Source organism: Amycolatopsis sp. GA6-003 (genome assembly GCF_046267895.1).
GTDB lineage: Bacteria > Actinomycetota > Actinomycetes > Mycobacteriales > Pseudonocardiaceae > Amycolatopsis.
The window spans coordinates 3,950,363-3,965,931 of sequence record NZ_CP176499.1; the positions used below are offsets into that span (position 1 = coordinate 3,950,363).

Sequence of the window (15,569 nt, forward strand, 5' to 3'; positions counted from 1 at the left end):
AAAGACACAGCCCCACCCCCACCCAACCGAACCCAAACCGAGAAGCCCCCACCCGGCCAAGCTCGCTCCGCGAGCAAAGGCAACCCAACGCAAGAGAAGACCAACCGAAGCCCACCCACCCAACGCACCCACTCAGGGGGTCCAGGGGGCTTGCCCCCTGGCGGGGGTCTGGGGGTTCGACCCCCAGGGCAATGACGAAAGAGACCCACCCTCGCGCAGTAGGCGAGGATGGGTCTCCCATCTCTGTAGCGGGGACAGGATTTGAACCTGCGACCTCTGGGTTATGAGCCCAGCGAGCTACCGAGCTGCTCCACCCCGCGTCGTAGGACCTACCTTACGCCTTGGTTTCCCGGAGGCGCAAAGCAGGTGCCTATTACGTAACCGACGTCACCCGCCGGGCTGGGAGGTGGGGCCGTTGGACGGGGGCGGCGTCGTGGGTTTGGCGGAGTTGTATTCCTTGGTGGCGGCGTCGAGTGCTTGGAGCGCGGCGCCTTGGTCGGCGAAGTTGCCGGACTGCTGTGCCGCCTTGAGCTTGGCGAGCGCGGCTTGGATGTCGGCGACCGCTTTGTCCATGGCCGGGTTGCTGCCGCCGGTGCTGGGCGGCGGCGGGGCGGTGCTGGAGGTCGGCGGGGTCGTGGTGGTGCCGGGTTCGCCTTCCTTCGGGGTGGTGGCCGCCGCGCCGGTGCCTTTGCCGAAGACCTGGTCGAGTGCTTCGTTGAGGGTGGACGCGAAGCCGATCTTGGCTCCGTAGGAGACGAGCACGCGCGCGAGCTGCGGGTAGCTGAGCTGGTTGCGCTGGCGGATGTAGACGGGTTCGACGTAGAGGAATCCGTCGGCGACCGGCAGCGTGATCAGGTTTCCGTAGATGGGGATGACGTTGGGGTTGTTCAGCAGGGTCCGGTCTTGGGCGACGCGGGGGTCGCTCTGGAACCGGTTCTGCACCTGGACGGGTCCGTCGACCTGGTTGGCGCCGCTGGCCGGCGGCAGCCGCAGGACGCGGATGGTCCCGTAGTCCTGCGGGTCGGAGGAGATGGACATCCAGGCGGAGAGGTATTGCCGTTGCAGGCCGGTGAGCGCGCTCGTCAGCTGGAACGTCGGCCTGCCTTCGCCCGCCGCGTTGGCGAGGACGTAGTAGCCGGGCTGGTTGGCGACGTTGGCTCCGGCCGTGGTGGAGCTGCCGTCCTCGGTCGGGTCCTGCGGGACGCTCCAGAACGCCTGCTGCGCGTAGAACTCCTGCGGGCTCTCCACGTGGTAGCGGGCGAGCAGTTCGCGCTGGATCTTGAACAGGTCCTCGGGGTAGCGGAAGTGGGAACGCAGTTCCGGCGAAATCTCCGAGCTGGGTTTCACGATGCCGGGGAAGACGTTCTCCCACGCCTTGAGGACGGGTTCGTTGTCGTCGATCGAGTACAGGTTCACGGTGCCGTCGAACGCGTCGACGGTCGCCTTCACCGAGTTTCGGATGTAGTTGATCGTGTTGTTCGCCTGTTTGGTGACGCCGTTGAGCGAGTCGTTGGTGGCCTCGCCGAGCTGCGTCTGCTGGGCGTACGGGTAGTTGTCGAGCGTGGTGTAGCCGTCGACGATCCACTGGATGCGGCCGTTGACCACCGCCGGGTACGGGTCGCCGTCGAGGGTGAGCCACGGGGCGACCTTCGCGACGCGGTCGCGCGGTTCGCGGTTGTACATGATCTTCGAGCCGTCGCCGATGGCGTCGGAGAAGAGGATCTTCGGTTCGCGGTATTCGGCGGCGAACATCAGCCGGTTGAACCAGTTGTCGAGCGAGACGCCGCCCTTGCCCTGGTAGAGGTAGCCGCGCTGGGCGTCGGTGTCGTATTCGCCGGGGGCCTTGCCCGGGGTGCCGCCGACGATCGCGTAGTCGGACTGGTTGGTCAGCTCGCCGTAGTAGATCCGCGGCTGGTCGACCTTGATCCCCGGCTGGCCGTTGACCGAGCCGGCGCCGGTGGGGTTGCTGGTGTCGCTCGTGGTGGCGATCGGGTAGCCGCCGTCGGAGTTCGAATCCTTCACCGCACGGTCGATCGTGTTCGCGGGCGCGGCCACGAAGCCGTTGCCGTGCGTGTAGACCATGTGCTTGTTGATCCAGTTGTTCTGGTTGCCGGTGAGCCCGTCGGTCTTCATTTCCTTGGCGGCCACGATGTAGTCCTGCGTGGTGCCGCCGATGGTGTACCGGTCGATGTCCAGTTTGGACGGGAAGCCGTAGAAGTTCTCGCGGCCGACGCGCTGGGTGAAGGTGTCGCTGAGGATGTTCGGGTCGAGCAGCCGGATGTTGGAGACCGTGCCGGTGTCGGCTTTCACCGCGTCCGCGGTGGTTTCGGTCTTGCCCGGGTACTGCTCGTATTTGACGTTGGTGAGGCCGTAGGCCGCGCGCGTCGCGTCCATGTTGCGCTGGATCGACGTCGCTTCCTTCTCGTTGGCGTTCGGCTTGACCGAGAACTGGTCGAGAATCGCCGGCCAGGCGACGCCGACGAGGACGCCGGAGAGGATCAGCAGGACCAGAGAAATCGCCGGCAGCTGCAGATTCCGCAGGAAAGCGCCCGCGAAGAAGGCGATCGCGCAGATCACCGAAATGCACAGCAGGATCAGCTTCGCCGGGAGCACCGCGTTGAGGTCGGTGTAGGTGGCTCCGTTGAACAGCGGCATGTTCCGGTCGGACAGCAGCAGGTTGTACCGGTCGAAGAAGTACTCGACCGCCTTCAGCAGCACGAAAAGCCCGACCGTGATGGCGAGCTGCGCGCGCGTCGGGCCGGCCAGCTGGCCGCCGCGGCCGGCGAGCCGGATGCCGCCGAAGATGTAGTGCGCGATCAGCGCGCCGAAGAACGAGACGACGACGGTGACGAACAGCCAGCCGAGCAGCCAGTTCACGAACGGCAGCGAGAACGCGTAGAAGCCGAGGTCGATGCCGAACTCGGGGTCTTTCTGCCCGAACGAGGTGCCGTTCAGGAACAGCTGGATCGTCTGCCAGTCCCCGCTCGCCGAGGCGCCCGAGATGACGCCGGTGAGCACCGGGATGCCGATGCCGAAGAGCCGGATCCGGCTGACGATCACCGAGCGGTAGCGCGACAGCGGATCGTCGCGGCCGGACACCGGCACGAACACCGGACGCGTGCGGTAGGCGATCAGCAGGCTGACCGCCAGCGCCCCGCCGACCAGCAGCCCCACCGCGAAGAAGAGCACGATGCGGGTGACCACCTGCGTGGTGAACACCGACCGCGCCTGCAACTCGCCGAACCACAGCCAGTCCACGTAGGTGTCGAGCAACCGGACGCCGGCCAGCAGGGCCAGCACGATCACCGCGGCGATGATGAGAAGGATCCGGCTGCGCCGGGACAGCTTCAGGCTCACCGGGGGCCGAGTCGCCACGGCAATGCTCCTGTCTTCGTGAACACGTTCTCCGGGGACAGCGGTGTCCCCCGTGACCTCTAACTCTACGGATGGTGCCGCGAGTTCCCGGGACCGCCCAAACCGGGCACGCGCGGCGCGTCGCGGGGACGCCTGACACGATGGTCGCCATGCCACCGAGTGAGCCGTCTGCCGCCCACCCTGTCGCCGGGCTGGCCCGGGAAGTCGAAGAGTTCGTCGCGTCCGCGGGCTGGAATCAGCCGCCGCAGTTGTTCGCGCTGGTGCCGACCGCGGCGCTGCTGGACGAGCAGCCGGAGCTGGCCGGTCAGCTCGACCGGGCGAACCCGCTGACGCCGGTGGCCCAGGAGGCGCTGCCGGACGGCGACCTCGCCGAATCGCTCGGCCGGATCGCGTGGCCGGAGATCGTGGTCGGCTGCGCGCTGGCGCAGGAGATCATCGTGCTGCCCCCGGACGCGGAGGCGGAACTCGAAGGCATCGCCGAGGCGGACGCCGAAAGCCTCCGCCGCGCCGCCGCGGACCACCCGCGCCGCACCGAGGCCCGGCTGGTGGCCGCCGTCCTGCGCGAAGGAGACGCGGCGTGCGTGATGCGGCTGCGCGGCGTCCAGCCGGGCGACGAGGACGAGACCGCGGTCGACGAGCTGGTGGAAAGCCCGGATCTCGCGCCGAACCTGGTGGAAGCGCTGAAGGCGACCCTGCAGCCCTGATCTCGCGCCGACGACGAAGGGCCCGGTGCTTCCGCAACGGGCCCTTCTGTTTTTGGTGGGGTCGGTCAGCAGTGCGCCGTCGGGCGACCGGCCTTCAGGTTGTCCAGCTGCTTGAGCGCGTCGTCCAGGTTGGTCACCTTGATCAGGTTGAGCCCTTCCGGCGCGGCCGATTTGGCCTCGGCGCAGTTGTGCTCGGGGACGAGGAAGTCGGTCGCGCCCGCTTCCTTCGCGCCGACGACCTTGAACGAGATCCCGCCGATCGGCCCGACCTGGCCGGTTTCGCTGATCTCGCCGGTGCCCGCGATGTGCCGGCCGCCCGCGAGGTCGCTGCCCGGCTTCCCGGGCGGGGTGAGCCGGTCGATGATCGCGAGGGTGAACATCAGCCCGGCCGACGGGCCGCCGACGTCCTGCAGCGAGATGTCGACGGAGAACGGCGCGACCGCGCGGTCGACCGCGGTCAGCCCGAGGAAGCCCTGGGTGCGGTCGTCGCGCTGGGCGAGCGTGACCGGCACGGTGCGTTCCGGCTGGCCGAGGTGCTGGAAGGTGACCTGGACGGTGTCACCCGGCTTGGTGTTGGCGATCGAGGCGGCGACCTCGCCCGCCTCGCGCACCTGCTTGCCGTTGACCGCGATGAGCTTGTCGCCGGGGGCGAGGATGTGGTCGGCCGGGCTGCCGGACACGATCTGCTTCGCGACGACCTGCACCGGGTAGCCGAGGTGGCGCAGCGCGGCGACCTGTGCGTTGCTCTGCGAGTTCTGCAGCTGCTGGATGTTCTCCTGCTTGACCTGCTCGTTCGTCTCGCCCGGCTTGTAGTACTCCTCGCGCGGCGCGAGCGCGTAGCGGCCGCTGGCCCAGAGGCCGAGCGCGGTGAAGAGGTTGATGCCGTCGTTGAGCGAGACGGTGGTCATCCGCAGTTCGCCGCTGGTGCCGTAGGTCTGCTGCCCCTTGACCTGGATCACCGGGTTGCCCGCGGCGTCGCGGCCGAGGGTGTCGTAGGTGGGCCCGGGGCTGATCGCGACATACGGCACCTGGACCAGGAACCCGGCCACGACGAACACCAGGAACAGCACGCCGCTGACCAGCATCGTCCATCCGCGGCGGGTCAGCCGCCGGTCGCTGCGGGCCGGCGCGCGCGACGGCTCGGCGCGGCGGGACTGGTTCGCGGTGTCCTCGTCCGGTTTTGTCACGAGCGACAGCGTACGGTGACTGTGTTCGCTTCCCGGTGAAGGCCACGGTTGACGCGCTGAGCCGGGTCGTACCCGCGTACGGTGGAGCTATGAGCAATCCCCCGTTCGGCTTCGGACCGCCCGATCCCGACAAGCGAGGCGACAACGACCCCTCGAACCCGGGCCAGCCCGGCGGAGCCGAGGCGTTCAACCAGCTCGGGCAGATGCTGAGCCAGCTGGGCCAGATGCTGAGCCAGGCGGGCTCGTCGAGCGGGCCGGTCAACTACGACCTGGCGAAGCAGATCGCACTCCAGAACCTGAGCGGGCGGGACGACGCCAAGATCGGCTTCGCGTCCGAGAGCGGCGGCGACTCCGCCACCGCCGTCCGCGACGCCGCGCACCTGGCGGAACTGTGGCTCGACGCGGCGACGATCCTCCCCGCGGGCGCGACCTCGACGGTGTCGTGGTCGGCGCGCACCTGGGTCGAGAAGACGCTGCCGACCTGGCAGCGGCTGTGCGACCCGGTGGCGCAGCAGGTGTCCGGGGCGTGGATGCAGGCGCTGCCGGAGGAGGCCAAGCAGGCGGCCGGCCCGCTGCTGTCGATGATGGGCCAGATGGGCGGGATGGCGTTCGGCTCCCAGCTCGGCAACGCACTGGCGCAGCTCGCGCAGGAAGTGCTCACGTCGACCGAGGTGGGCCTGCCGCTGGGCCCGGCCACGACGTCGGCGCTGCTGCCCGCGAACATCGAGAAGTTCACCGAGGGCCTGGAGCTGCCCGCCAGCGAGGTGCTGGTGTTCCTGGCCGCGCGCGAGGCCGCGCACCAACGACTGTTCGCGCACGTGCCGTGGCTGCGGCAACGCCTGCTGGCGACGGTCGAGGAGTTCGCCCGCGGAATCACCGTCGACACCTCCGCGCTGGAGTCTTTGGCCGGAAGCATCGACCCGTCGAACCCGGCGAGCATCGAAGAAGCGATGTCGTCCGGCCTGCTGGAACCGCAGACCACGCCCGAACAGCAGGCGGCGCTGAAGCGCCTGGAAACCCTGCTGGCCCTGGTGGAAGGCTGGGTGGACGTGGTGGTGGCCGAGGCCATCGGCGACCGCCTCCCGGGAGCCGAGGCCCTGCGCGAAACGCTGCGCCGCCGCCGCGCGACCGGCGGCCCAGCCGAACAGACCTTCGCGACGCTGGTAGGCCTGGAACTGCGCCCGCGCCGGATGCGCGCCGCGTCTTCCCTGTGGAAACTCGTCGGAGACCGCCACGGCCTCGAAAAACGCGACGGCCTCTGGTCGCACCCAGACCTCATGCCGACCGCCGAAGACCTGGACGAACCCCTGGACTTCGCCGACCGGATGACCGAACAGCCAGGCCTCGAATCGGACCTGGACCCGATCGCGGAACTGGAACGCACGGAGAAGGCCGAGCGCGAGGCCCGAGAGGCCAAGGACGCCGACTCCGGGACCGAGAACTCCGGTGCCGAGCCCCCCACGGACGAGGGGAAGAAGGACGAAGGCAACTCCCCTTCCTGAGCCCCGCCTTCCCACCCGGCCACACCCACCGCGCGGACCGTCTCACCATCTTGAGACGGTCCGCGTGGCATTTGCACGCCCAACATCCGCCGAGCATGCCCAGCCCCTCAGAGCTCTTTCACGGTCAATCCGCGGCTGCCTTCCACGGCTTCGCCCCGCAGCCGTTCACCACTCCGCCCCGCCGCCTCCACGGCACCACCCAGCCACCGCCTTCACGGCTCCACCCAGCCGCCGCTCACCGCTTCACCCATCGCCGCCGTCCGGGACTCCACCCCACCGCCTCTGTCCACTCCATCGCCTCTGCCGTTCACCGCTCCAGCCAGCCACCGCGGTCCACGAATCCCGCCCAACCGCTGCCGTCCACGGGCCGATCCGTCCGCCGTCTCCCCGCAACTCCTCCCCATCGCTGCCGTTCACTCCAACGGCCGCCTCCCCACAACAACTCCCCACCGCTACCTTTCACGGCTCCATCCGGCGGTGCTATCCACAACTTCTCCCCCAGCTGTCCCCGACGGCTCCACCGCAGACGCCTTCTGGGCCCCTCCCAGCCGCGACCACCACCCATCCCTCCGGCACACGCGCCCAGCCCCAGCCAGCTGCTCCCGTCCGCACAACCCCCCGATCGTCCGCGAAGCCGCCGCCCGCCCCGCGCAGCCCTCTCCTGCCCATCCCTGGGCCGCCCAGCACGCCCGGAGCCGCCGTCGCCTCCCTGCCCGAACCATCCCCACCCGCCTGCCCAGCCACCCCTCCCCGACCCAGCCACCCCAGACCCAGACTCAGTCCTCCACCGAAATCCCCCACCCAGCAGCCGCCGAAAGCCCCTCCAAATACCCGATCGCCCGTTCCGTCTTCGGATACCGGTTCACCAGCTCCCAGAACGCCGCGTCGTGCCCCGGCTCCCGGAGGTGCGCCAGCTCATGGACCAGCACGTAATCCAGCACCCACTGCGGCACCCGCTGAAGCCGCTCGCTGACCCGGATCGTCGCGTCCACCGGAGTGCACGACGCCCACCTCGTCCGCATCGGCGGCACCCACCGCACGCTGGCCGGCAGCGCCTTCCCGTCCAGGTACTTCGCCCCGAGCATCGCGCAGCGCGCCAGCAACGCCGCGTCCGGCGCCTTGGGCGGCGCTGCCTTCCGTCCTCCCGAGCGCAGCAGCCTGCGCTCCATCTCCGCGACCCAGTGTTTCTCTTCCTTGCGCGTCATCCGTGCCGGGATCAGGACGACCAGGGTGTCGTCATTCCAGTACGCGGTGACCGTCCGGTGCCTGCGCTGGCTGCGCCGCACCTCGACCTTGTGTTGAGAAGTGTCCGACGGGGCGTTTTCGCCCCTGCCCCTCAGCGAGGGCGTCCGTGCTTCGACCACCCGACAACGGTAAGGCTCAGCACCGACAACTTGGAGCGCCGAAAGGTCACAGCCCGGACTTGTCCACAACAAGATTTCCCTGTGGACAACTCAGCTTCTCACCCGCGAGTGGCATTCCGGAGCTGCCAAGCTGGCCGCATGACCTTGTCCAGTGTTCCGCCGCCGGACGTGCTCCTCCCGGCCTATCCGACGTTGCTTCCGGGCCTCCACGTGCTCGAACGCGACGGCGACGAGATCCAGTTCGGCCTCGACCCCCGCCACGGCGTCATCGCCGGCGGCCTGCCCGCGGCGATTGTCGACAGCGTGCGCAGGCTCGACGGACGCCGCGCGCTCGACGCCGTCCTGCTCGCTGTAGGCGAACACCGGGACCAGTTCCACCTGCTGCTGAAGCAACTGACCGCGCTCGGCCTGGTCACCGAAGCGGCGAAGAAGAACATGAAACGGGTCGAGACCGGCTTGTGGTCGCTGCGGGCCCGGCACTACCAGCCAGCGCTCACGGACCGGCGCTGGCAAAGCCTCATCGCGGTCCACGGCAGCGGACGGATCGCCGTGGCAGTCGCCGCGCTGCTCGCGACGTCCGGGGTCGGGCACCTCGACATCCGCGCGTCCGGCACGGTCACCGAAGCCGATCTCGGTTCCGGGTTCACCCCCGCTGAGCTGGGCCAACCAAGGCAACGGGCGATCCGGACCGTCGTCGCCCGAGTAGCGCCCGACGTCACCACCGCCCGCAACCAGCGCCGCCTCCCCGATCTCGTTCTACTCACCGACACGCTCGTCCCGCCGCCGGAAGAAGTGGCCGAACTGGTCGACTCGGCCACCTCGCACCTGCCGGTCCGGGTGTGCGAGGGCACGGGCATCGTCGGTCCGCTCGTGGTGCCCGGTCGCAGCGCCTGCCTCCGCTGCTGCGACCTGCACCGGACCGACGCGGATCTGTCGTGGCCGAGGATCGCGACGCAGCTGGTAGGCCGGGTCCCGCGGGCTGACCTCGGCGCCGTGCACGCGTGCGCCTCGCTCGCCGTCGCGCAGGCGATGCGGCTGCTGTCTCCGAGCGAAACCCCGCCGCCGGCTTGGAACGCCACGCTCGAGATCGACAACTTCGACGGAAAGGTGCACCGCCGGGTCTGGGAGCCGCACCCGGACTGCGGCTGCGGAGCGCCCGTTCCCGTCGAGGAAGGCCCCGCACCGGCGGAGGAGGCTGCCGAGGAGGTGCCGCAAGAGACGTAGCACACACCTGGGTGCCGTCAGCAAGCTGCGGGCTTCGTGCTCGCCAAGGCAGAATCGCAGAGTGACCGACTTTCGCGACCGTACCGGAGACCGCGATTCCGCCATGCCGCGCCGCGGCGCGGCCCGAACCGCGAAGCTGGCGAGCCTTCCTCTCGGCATCGCCGGACGAGCGGTGGGCGGCTGGGGCAAGCGACTGGCGGGGCAGAGCGCTGAGCAGGTGAGCGCGACGCTCTCCGCCAAGGCCGCTGAGCAGCTGTTCGAGGTGCTGGGCACGCTCAAGGGCGGCGCGATGAAGTTCGGGCAGGCCCTGAGCGTGTTCGAGGCCGCGGTGCCGGACGACATGGCGCAGCCATACCGGGAGGCGCTCACGAAGCTGCAGTCGGCCGCGCCGCCGATGCCTGCCCGGCAGACCCACCGCGTGCTCGCCGAGCAGCTCGGCCGGTCCTGGGTGGGCCGGTTCGCGCACTTCGACGACGAGCCGGCCGCCTCCGCGAGCATCGGCCAGGTGCACCGCGCGACGTGGCACGACGGGCGCGAGGTAGCGGTCAAGGTCCAGTACCCGGGCGCGGACGAGGCGCTGCGCAGCGACCTGCGCCAGTTGCAGCGCTTCAGCAGGCTGTTCCAGGCTTTCATCCCCGGCACCGACGTGAAGCCGCTGCTCACCGAGCTGGCCGAGCGGATGGACGAGGAACTCGACTACCTCGCCGAGGCCGACAACCAGCGCGCGTTCGCGAAGGCGTTCGAGGGCGACCCCGAATTCCTGATCCCGCGCGTCGTGGCGAGCGCGCCGAAGGTGGTGGTCAGCGAGTGGGCCACCGGCACTCCGCTGGCCAAGATCATCTCGGACGGCGACCCGGCCACCCGCAACCTCGCCGGGCGGCTGCTCGCCGAGTTCCACTACTCGTCGCCGGCGCGGGCACACTTGCTGCACTCCGACCCGCACCCCGGCAACTTCATGCTCACCAGCGACGGCAGGCTGTGCGTCATCGACTTCGGCGGGGTCGCGAAGCTGCCGCACGGAATCCCGCGGCACCTGGGCGAAATCACCCGGCTCGCCCTCGACGGACACTCCGCCGAACTGATGCGGCTGTTGCGCGAGAACCGTTTCGTGCGGGCAGATTCGTCGCTGAAAGCGGACGAGGTGCTGGCCTACCTCGCGCCGTTCACCGAGCCGCTGGCAGAGCCGACGTTCCACTTCACGCGCCGCTGGATGCAGCGGCAGGCGGGCCGCGTCGGCGACTCGCGCAGCAATGATTTCCACGTCGGCCGCTCGCTGAACCTGCCGCCGGAGTACCTGATGATCCACCGGGTCACCGCGGGCTCGACGGGCATCCTCTGCCAGCTCGACGCCGAGATCCCCGCTCGCGGCATCGTGGAACGCTGGCAGCCCGGGTTCGCCGCCTGAGTTATCCACAAGCCGGGTGGACAATGCTGAGTTGTCCACAGATTGCGCAGGGTGCTTTCGCGGAGTTGATCAACGCGTCATTCTCGAAGTATGACGACTACGACGAGCACTGACTCCCTCGCTTTCGGCGATCTTGTTTCCCACGGCGTACTCCACCGGCGGCACCTGCGGGTCGCGGGAATCTCAGACCGAAGAGCCGCACAGCTCTCCGGCCCGGGCGGCCCGTGGCGACAGGTGTACTCCGGCGTGTACCTCGTGCACGACAAACCTCCGAGCCGAGAAGAACTCCTGCACGCAGCCGTTGCCCGGTACGGACGCGGAACCATCATCACCGGCACGGATGCGTTGTGCGCGCACGGAATCAGCCATCCGCGCACGCCGGAGATCCATCTTTTGGTGCCGCACAACCGAAGGCCGGCCAACGAACCGAGCGTCATCACGTACCGCACCGCCCGGATGCCCGAAGCCATCGTGATCGACGGCCTGCCCTACACAAGCGCCGCCCGCGCCGCACTAGACCTTGCCCGGCGGGAAAACGACCCGGACGAGATCGCGAGACTGGTCTCGCTGCCGTTGTATTGGGGCCTGGCAGACCGCGCCGAACTGACGACCGAACTGAACACGGGAAACCAGCGCGGTTCAGCAGCCGTACGCACGGTTCTGCGCAATCTCGACGACCAAGAAACCTTCGCGCACGGGCAAGCACTCCGGGTCCTCCAACGAACCCCGCTGCCGACCCCGCAATGGAACGTAGCAGTCTGCGACCGCCGCGGCCGCCGACTCGGCACCGCAGACGCTTGGTGGGACGAAATCGGCCTGGCATGGCGCTACCGCACCGCGGCGGGCCCGGAAGACTTCAGCCACCTAGCCCTAGCCGCGACCGGCACCGTGCTGTTCCGGTGCACCCCACGCCAACTCCGGGAATCCCCAGAGGAGATGAGCACAGAACTCCTGAACGCCTACCGCCACGCGGCGCGCACTCCCCGCCCGAAAGTGCGCGCCGTCTACAAGACAGGAAGTGCCGCATGACTCGAACCTGAGGCACGGATTGGGTGGAGTCGTTGCTTGCCATTAGCGCTCCAGACAGCCCTCGCCCCTTCAACGCCGCGAACGTGGCTGGCATTCGGCGATACCAGGGCGGCAATCTGCTTCGGCCCTCCAGACCTGGTTGCGCTCAGGGCGGGGATCCGGCCGGGCGAGGCATCGGGCCCGCGATCGCGTCGTAGCTGCGGCCGCAATCCAGCGACCAGTATTCACCACGCGCACTGCCGCAGTCACGCCAAGACCGGCTCCATCCAATCCGGGACGCCCGGGCATCCGCAAGGCCGATCGCTGCCGGTGCGCCGGATTCGGGTCGGGCGCGTCCGGGACCCGCCCGCTCGCCAGCCCGCGCATCGGACCTGGTCACGCAACCCATCCAGACAGGACTTCACCCAACCCGGACCCTCACCAGCCAGAGTCCCAAAACCCGGTCGCGCAGCCGATCGAGTCCGGGCCTCACCCAACCCGGCCTGAACGTTCGCCCGCCAGTCCGCGTCCCGGGCCTGGGCGCGCAGCCATCCAGACAGGGCTACACGCAACCCGGCCCGAACGCTCGCCAGCCTGCGGCCCGGATCTGGTTGCGCGTCCAGTTCTGTCACCAGTACTCGTCGGGCAGCTTGCCCTCGATGTCCCGGACATGGGTGCGCGCGCAGTCCGGGCAGAGCCAGCGTTGTTCGCCGTTTTCCTTGGTGCTCACCCAGGCCAGGGTCGCGAGCGGATCGGTTTCGGCGGCGCGGGCTCGGCCGCACCGTGAGCAGGTGGGGTCGGGCGCGGTCATGGTCGGCGTCCGTGGTGCACGGTGCGTACGCCGAGCAGGAAGAGGTCTCGACGGTTGCCGAGGTAGTGAGGGCTGTCCGGGTCGAGCAGGGCAGCGAGCGTCGAGCGGTCTTCGTCCGAGAGGTTCTCGGCACCGTGCGTCGCGAGACGGGAAAGGTGGTGGTGCACGTAGTCGGTGAGACCGTCCGGCCCAGGGGCGGGGTGGTCCACCAGCGCGCTGAACGAGCTGACGTCAGCGAGTCCGGCGCGTTCGAGCGCGACTGTCCAGCCGTAGGGCATCGGCACGGCACCGTCGATGCCCTCGCGCATTCCGACGAACCATTCAGCCTGCGCGGCCTGCAACCGGTCCTCTAGGCCGGGCCGTCCGAGTCCGAGATCCCAAGGGAGGCAAGAAAAAGACAACCCACCCTCAGCTAGCGCGACTACGCCGCCCGACCTCGCGACTGCGGTAAGCGTGCCAATCGCGGACTGTTGGTCCGGGAGGTGGTGCACGACTCGCGACGCCCATACGAGATCCGCGGTGGGCAGCAAGTCGGGCAGGGAGCTGTCCGCGAGGTCGGCGACAACCGCCTGGACCTCGACTGTCGAGGCGGTGCCCGCTGTTGCTGCGGAATCCGGGCTCGATGGCTCAGTACTTAGGTTGAGCACCCGACCATTGGTGTGCGCCGAGCCGTTCTGCACACCGGCGGCGGCGCGGACGGCGAGTTCGGCTTCGTGAAGCAGTTCGGGAGTCGCGTCGACCAGGACGATGGTGCCACCATCGCGGGCGGCCAGGGCTTGGGCGAAGTGGGTGCTCATCCCGCCGGCTCCGCAACCCAGGTCGATCACCGTCGGATTGGCGGGGAGTTTCGCGGCGAGGCGTGCGGCGATGGCGGCCTGGGCGGGAGCGTCGAGGGTATCGGCCGCGCGGAGGAGGGCGAGCTGGTCGGCCCAGTCGATGTGGTCGTGCGTATGTCCGGACACGGGCTCATTGAACACCCGTCCGCGGTCCGGGACGAGAACGAGCCTGGACGATCCCCCGACGGACCTTCCAGGCTCGTTCCGGCTAAGTCGTGCCGCGGACGCTCTTGGGCTAAGCGCCTGCTCGCGAAATCGACGGACGGTTGGATCGAGTGAGACCTGATCCCAGGCCCCACGGCTCATGGCCATACGACGGGCACCCAGTCGAGGCCCCGGCCTTGAGCTTCGCCGCGCAACTGGACACCGGAGCTGGCTCGCCGGAACCGACCCGGAATCGGCGAAATCCGGACGACCGGTGCTCCGCGGCGAGGACTGGAGGCAATCCATGCCGCGGACACCCACTCCGGACACAACGGCCGATCAGGCTACAGCCGGGCCAGAAACCAGGCCCGCCCGACCGAACGCGCCGCACTAGCAGCAAAGCCAAACGGCCGACACCCGCCAGCCAGGACTGAAGGCACTCCTGACCGCGGGCACCAGCTTCCCGACCAAAACGGCCGATCAGCCACGGCCGGGCCAGAAACCAGACCCGCCCGACCGAACGCGCCGCATTAGCAGCGAACCCGGACAGCTGGCACTCACCACCAGACCGCAGGCACCGACTCCCCGACCAAAACGGCCGACCAGGCCACGGCCGGGCCAGAAACCAGACCCGCCCGACCGAACGCGCCGCATTAGCAGCGAACCCGGACAGCTGGCACTCACCACCAGACCGCAGGCACCGACTCCCCGACCAAAACGGCCGATCAGGCTACAGCCGAGCCAGAAACCAGACCCGCCCGACCGAGCGCACCGCATTAGAGGCAAACCCGAACGGCCGACACCCGCCAGCCAGGACTGGAGGCAATCCTGGCTGGCGGGCACCGACTCCCGGACACAGCGGCTGATCAGGCCAGACGCCAGGTCGAAACCCAGGCCCCGCCTAACCGAGCCCACCCGCATTAGTTAGGTGGTTGGTATCGCTCCGCTCGGCTGGTCGCCCAGCGGGCTACCCGCGACCAGCGGCGGGCGGCTCGTGCCTTGCGCCATGGGCGTTGGGCTTCGTGTTCGGTTATCAGGTCTCGTATTCGTGCTCGGGACAGTTCTTCGTGAAGCAACATCTTCGTGGTCTCCTGAAGCTTGTTCTGCTTGGGTTTCGGCTGCACGCGGACCGGTTTTCCGGTGCGGGCCTCGAAATCGCGCGTGGTGATGAGGTCGACGGTCATGCGGCTGCGCTCCGGGCTGCTGCGGCGGGTTCGAGGGCGGCGTTCTTGCGCGGGCGGCCGCGGGGCCGCTTGCGGGCGATCACCGCGCCGCGTTCGAAGATTTCTCCTCCCCAGACACCCCACGGCTCACGCCGGGCGAGTGCTCCCGCGAGGCAGGCCTCGCGGACCGGGCAGGCGGCGCAGAAAGCCTTGGCCCGCTCGAGTTCCGCGGGCGATTCGGCGAACCACAGGTCCGCGTCTCGCGAGCGGCAGGGGAGTTCCGGCTCGGCGACCCCGTCGAGCAGGTCGCCGATGTCGAGCCCTTCGGCTAAGGGGCCCTCGGCGAGGGCGATGGCGGATGACATTTCCATGCTCCTTTGCGATGCGGTGGTGGTGTGGCGGTGGGCGATCGAACTGGACAACTTGTTCCTTCTTGTTGTGCAGCCACAAAAACACGAAGGCCGCGGATCCGGTTACCGGTTCCGCGGCCTTCGTGAGCCTTGAGTCCTGACGTCAGGTCAGGAACTTCGCTCCCGTATCGACAACGGAACACGGAACTGCTTGATGGTCGGCAGATCGACATCAACCTGCGGGTACGCGGCAACAACGGCGGCGCTCGCGAGAGTGATGCCGGCCGGGGCCCCGTTGCGCTCGATGCGACGCAAACCGTCGATGTGACGACGCGTTCCGTCGATGTGCGCGAACGTGGACACACCGGTGCCCTGGCGCGGGGCGTCAACGGTCGTGCAGACAGGCAGACCGGTGCCAGGGTTCGCGTACATCAGATTGCTGATCATTTCACCGGCACCGCCTTTCTCTGTCGGACTGCGCCGCTCGAGGCGGCAA

13 protein-coding genes and 1 tRNA gene are annotated in these 15,569 nt (G+C 68.9%); 5 read left to right on the forward strand and 9 right to left on the reverse strand.

Annotated features, from left to right (window positions below; all coding sequences use genetic code 11):
• Positions 1 to 246: 246 nt before the first annotated feature.
• Positions 247 to 320 (reverse strand) — tRNA-Met (locus tag F9C12_RS17330).
• Positions 321 to 387: 67 nt separating this feature from the next.
• A complete protein-coding gene (locus F9C12_RS17335; RefSeq protein ID WP_409183019.1) occupies positions 388 to 3,375 on the reverse strand; it encodes a UPF0182 family protein in 2,988 nt (995 codons plus the stop codon).
• 149 nt (positions 3,376 to 3,524) lie between these two features.
• On the opposite strand from F9C12_RS17335, the gene F9C12_RS17340 reads away from it, so the two are divergent.
• Entirely contained in the window at positions 3,525 to 4,079 is a 555-nt protein-coding gene (locus tag F9C12_RS17340) for a PPA1309 family protein (RefSeq protein WP_409183020.1), read from the forward strand.
• 65 nt (positions 4,080 to 4,144) lie between these two features.
• Here the strand turns inward: F9C12_RS17340 and F9C12_RS17345 are convergent, their stop codons facing one another.
• Positions 4,145 to 5,164 (reverse strand): PDZ domain-containing protein, encoded by a 1,020-nt coding sequence (locus F9C12_RS17345; protein WP_409186778.1) that lies wholly within the window; start codon positions 5,162 to 5,164, stop codon positions 4,145 to 4,147.
• 191 nt (positions 5,165 to 5,355) lie between these two features.
• Between F9C12_RS17345 and F9C12_RS17350 the strand changes: the two genes are divergently transcribed.
• Positions 5,356 to 6,768, forward strand: coding sequence for a zinc-dependent metalloprotease (locus tag F9C12_RS17350; RefSeq protein ID WP_409466589.1), 1,413 nt, complete (start codon positions 5,356 to 5,358; stop codon positions 6,766 to 6,768).
• Between the two features lie 776 nt (positions 6,769 to 7,544).
• On the opposite strand, the gene F9C12_RS17355 is transcribed toward F9C12_RS17350, so the two are convergent.
• Positions 7,545 to 8,054, reverse strand: coding sequence for a M48 family metallopeptidase (locus tag F9C12_RS17355; RefSeq protein WP_409186779.1), 510 nt, complete (start codon positions 8,052 to 8,054; stop codon positions 7,545 to 7,547).
• Positions 8,055 to 8,270: 216 nt separating this feature from the next.
• Here F9C12_RS17355 and F9C12_RS17360 point away from each other — a divergent pair, with 216 nt between their 5' ends.
• The 3 genes from F9C12_RS17360 to F9C12_RS17370 all read left to right on the forward strand — a co-directional run bounded on the left by F9C12_RS17360 (position 8,271) and on the right by F9C12_RS17370 (position 11,790).
• Complete coding sequence (locus F9C12_RS17360; protein WP_409466590.1) at positions 8,271 to 9,356, forward strand: ThiF family adenylyltransferase; 1,086 nt, start codon at positions 8,271 to 8,273, stop codon at positions 9,354 to 9,356.
• Positions 9,357 to 9,459: 103 nt separating this feature from the next.
• Positions 9,460 to 10,761, forward strand: coding sequence for an ABC1 kinase family protein (locus tag F9C12_RS17365; RefSeq protein ID WP_409467024.1), 1,302 nt, complete (start codon positions 9,460 to 9,462; stop codon positions 10,759 to 10,761).
• A 90-nt stretch (positions 10,762 to 10,851) separates the two neighbouring features.
• Positions 10,852 to 11,790, forward strand: a complete 939-nt coding sequence (locus tag F9C12_RS17370; RefSeq protein WP_409466591.1) for a hypothetical protein — start codon at positions 10,852 to 10,854, stop codon at positions 11,788 to 11,790.
• A gap of 607 nt (positions 11,791 to 12,397) precedes the next feature.
• Here F9C12_RS17370 and F9C12_RS17375 read toward each other — a convergent pair.
• The 5 genes from F9C12_RS17375 to F9C12_RS17395 form a co-directional block, all read right to left on the reverse strand.
• Positions 12,398 to 12,580: a hypothetical protein gene (locus F9C12_RS17375; protein WP_409466592.1), complete on the reverse strand. Its 183-nt coding sequence runs from the start codon at positions 12,578 to 12,580 to the stop codon at positions 12,398 to 12,400.
• Entirely contained in the window at positions 12,577 to 13,542 is a 966-nt protein-coding gene (locus F9C12_RS17380; RefSeq protein WP_409466593.1) for a class I SAM-dependent methyltransferase, read from the reverse strand. The genes F9C12_RS17375 and F9C12_RS17380 overlap by 4 nt, the downstream gene beginning before the upstream one ends.
• Before the next feature lie 938 nt (positions 13,543 to 14,480).
• Positions 14,481 to 14,744: a hypothetical protein gene (locus F9C12_RS17385; protein ID WP_409183026.1), complete on the reverse strand. Its 264-nt coding sequence runs from the start codon at positions 14,742 to 14,744 to the stop codon at positions 14,481 to 14,483.
• Positions 14,741 to 15,088 (reverse strand): WhiB family transcriptional regulator, encoded by a 348-nt coding sequence (locus F9C12_RS17390; RefSeq protein ID WP_409183027.1) that lies wholly within the window; start codon positions 15,086 to 15,088, stop codon positions 14,741 to 14,743. Before F9C12_RS17390 ends, F9C12_RS17385 begins: the two co-directional genes overlap by 4 nt.
• A 153-nt stretch (positions 15,089 to 15,241) precedes the next feature.
• Complete coding sequence (locus F9C12_RS17395; protein WP_409183028.1) at positions 15,242 to 15,520, reverse strand: hypothetical protein; 279 nt, start codon at positions 15,518 to 15,520, stop codon at positions 15,242 to 15,244.
• Positions 15,521 to 15,569: the final 49 nt, after the last annotated feature.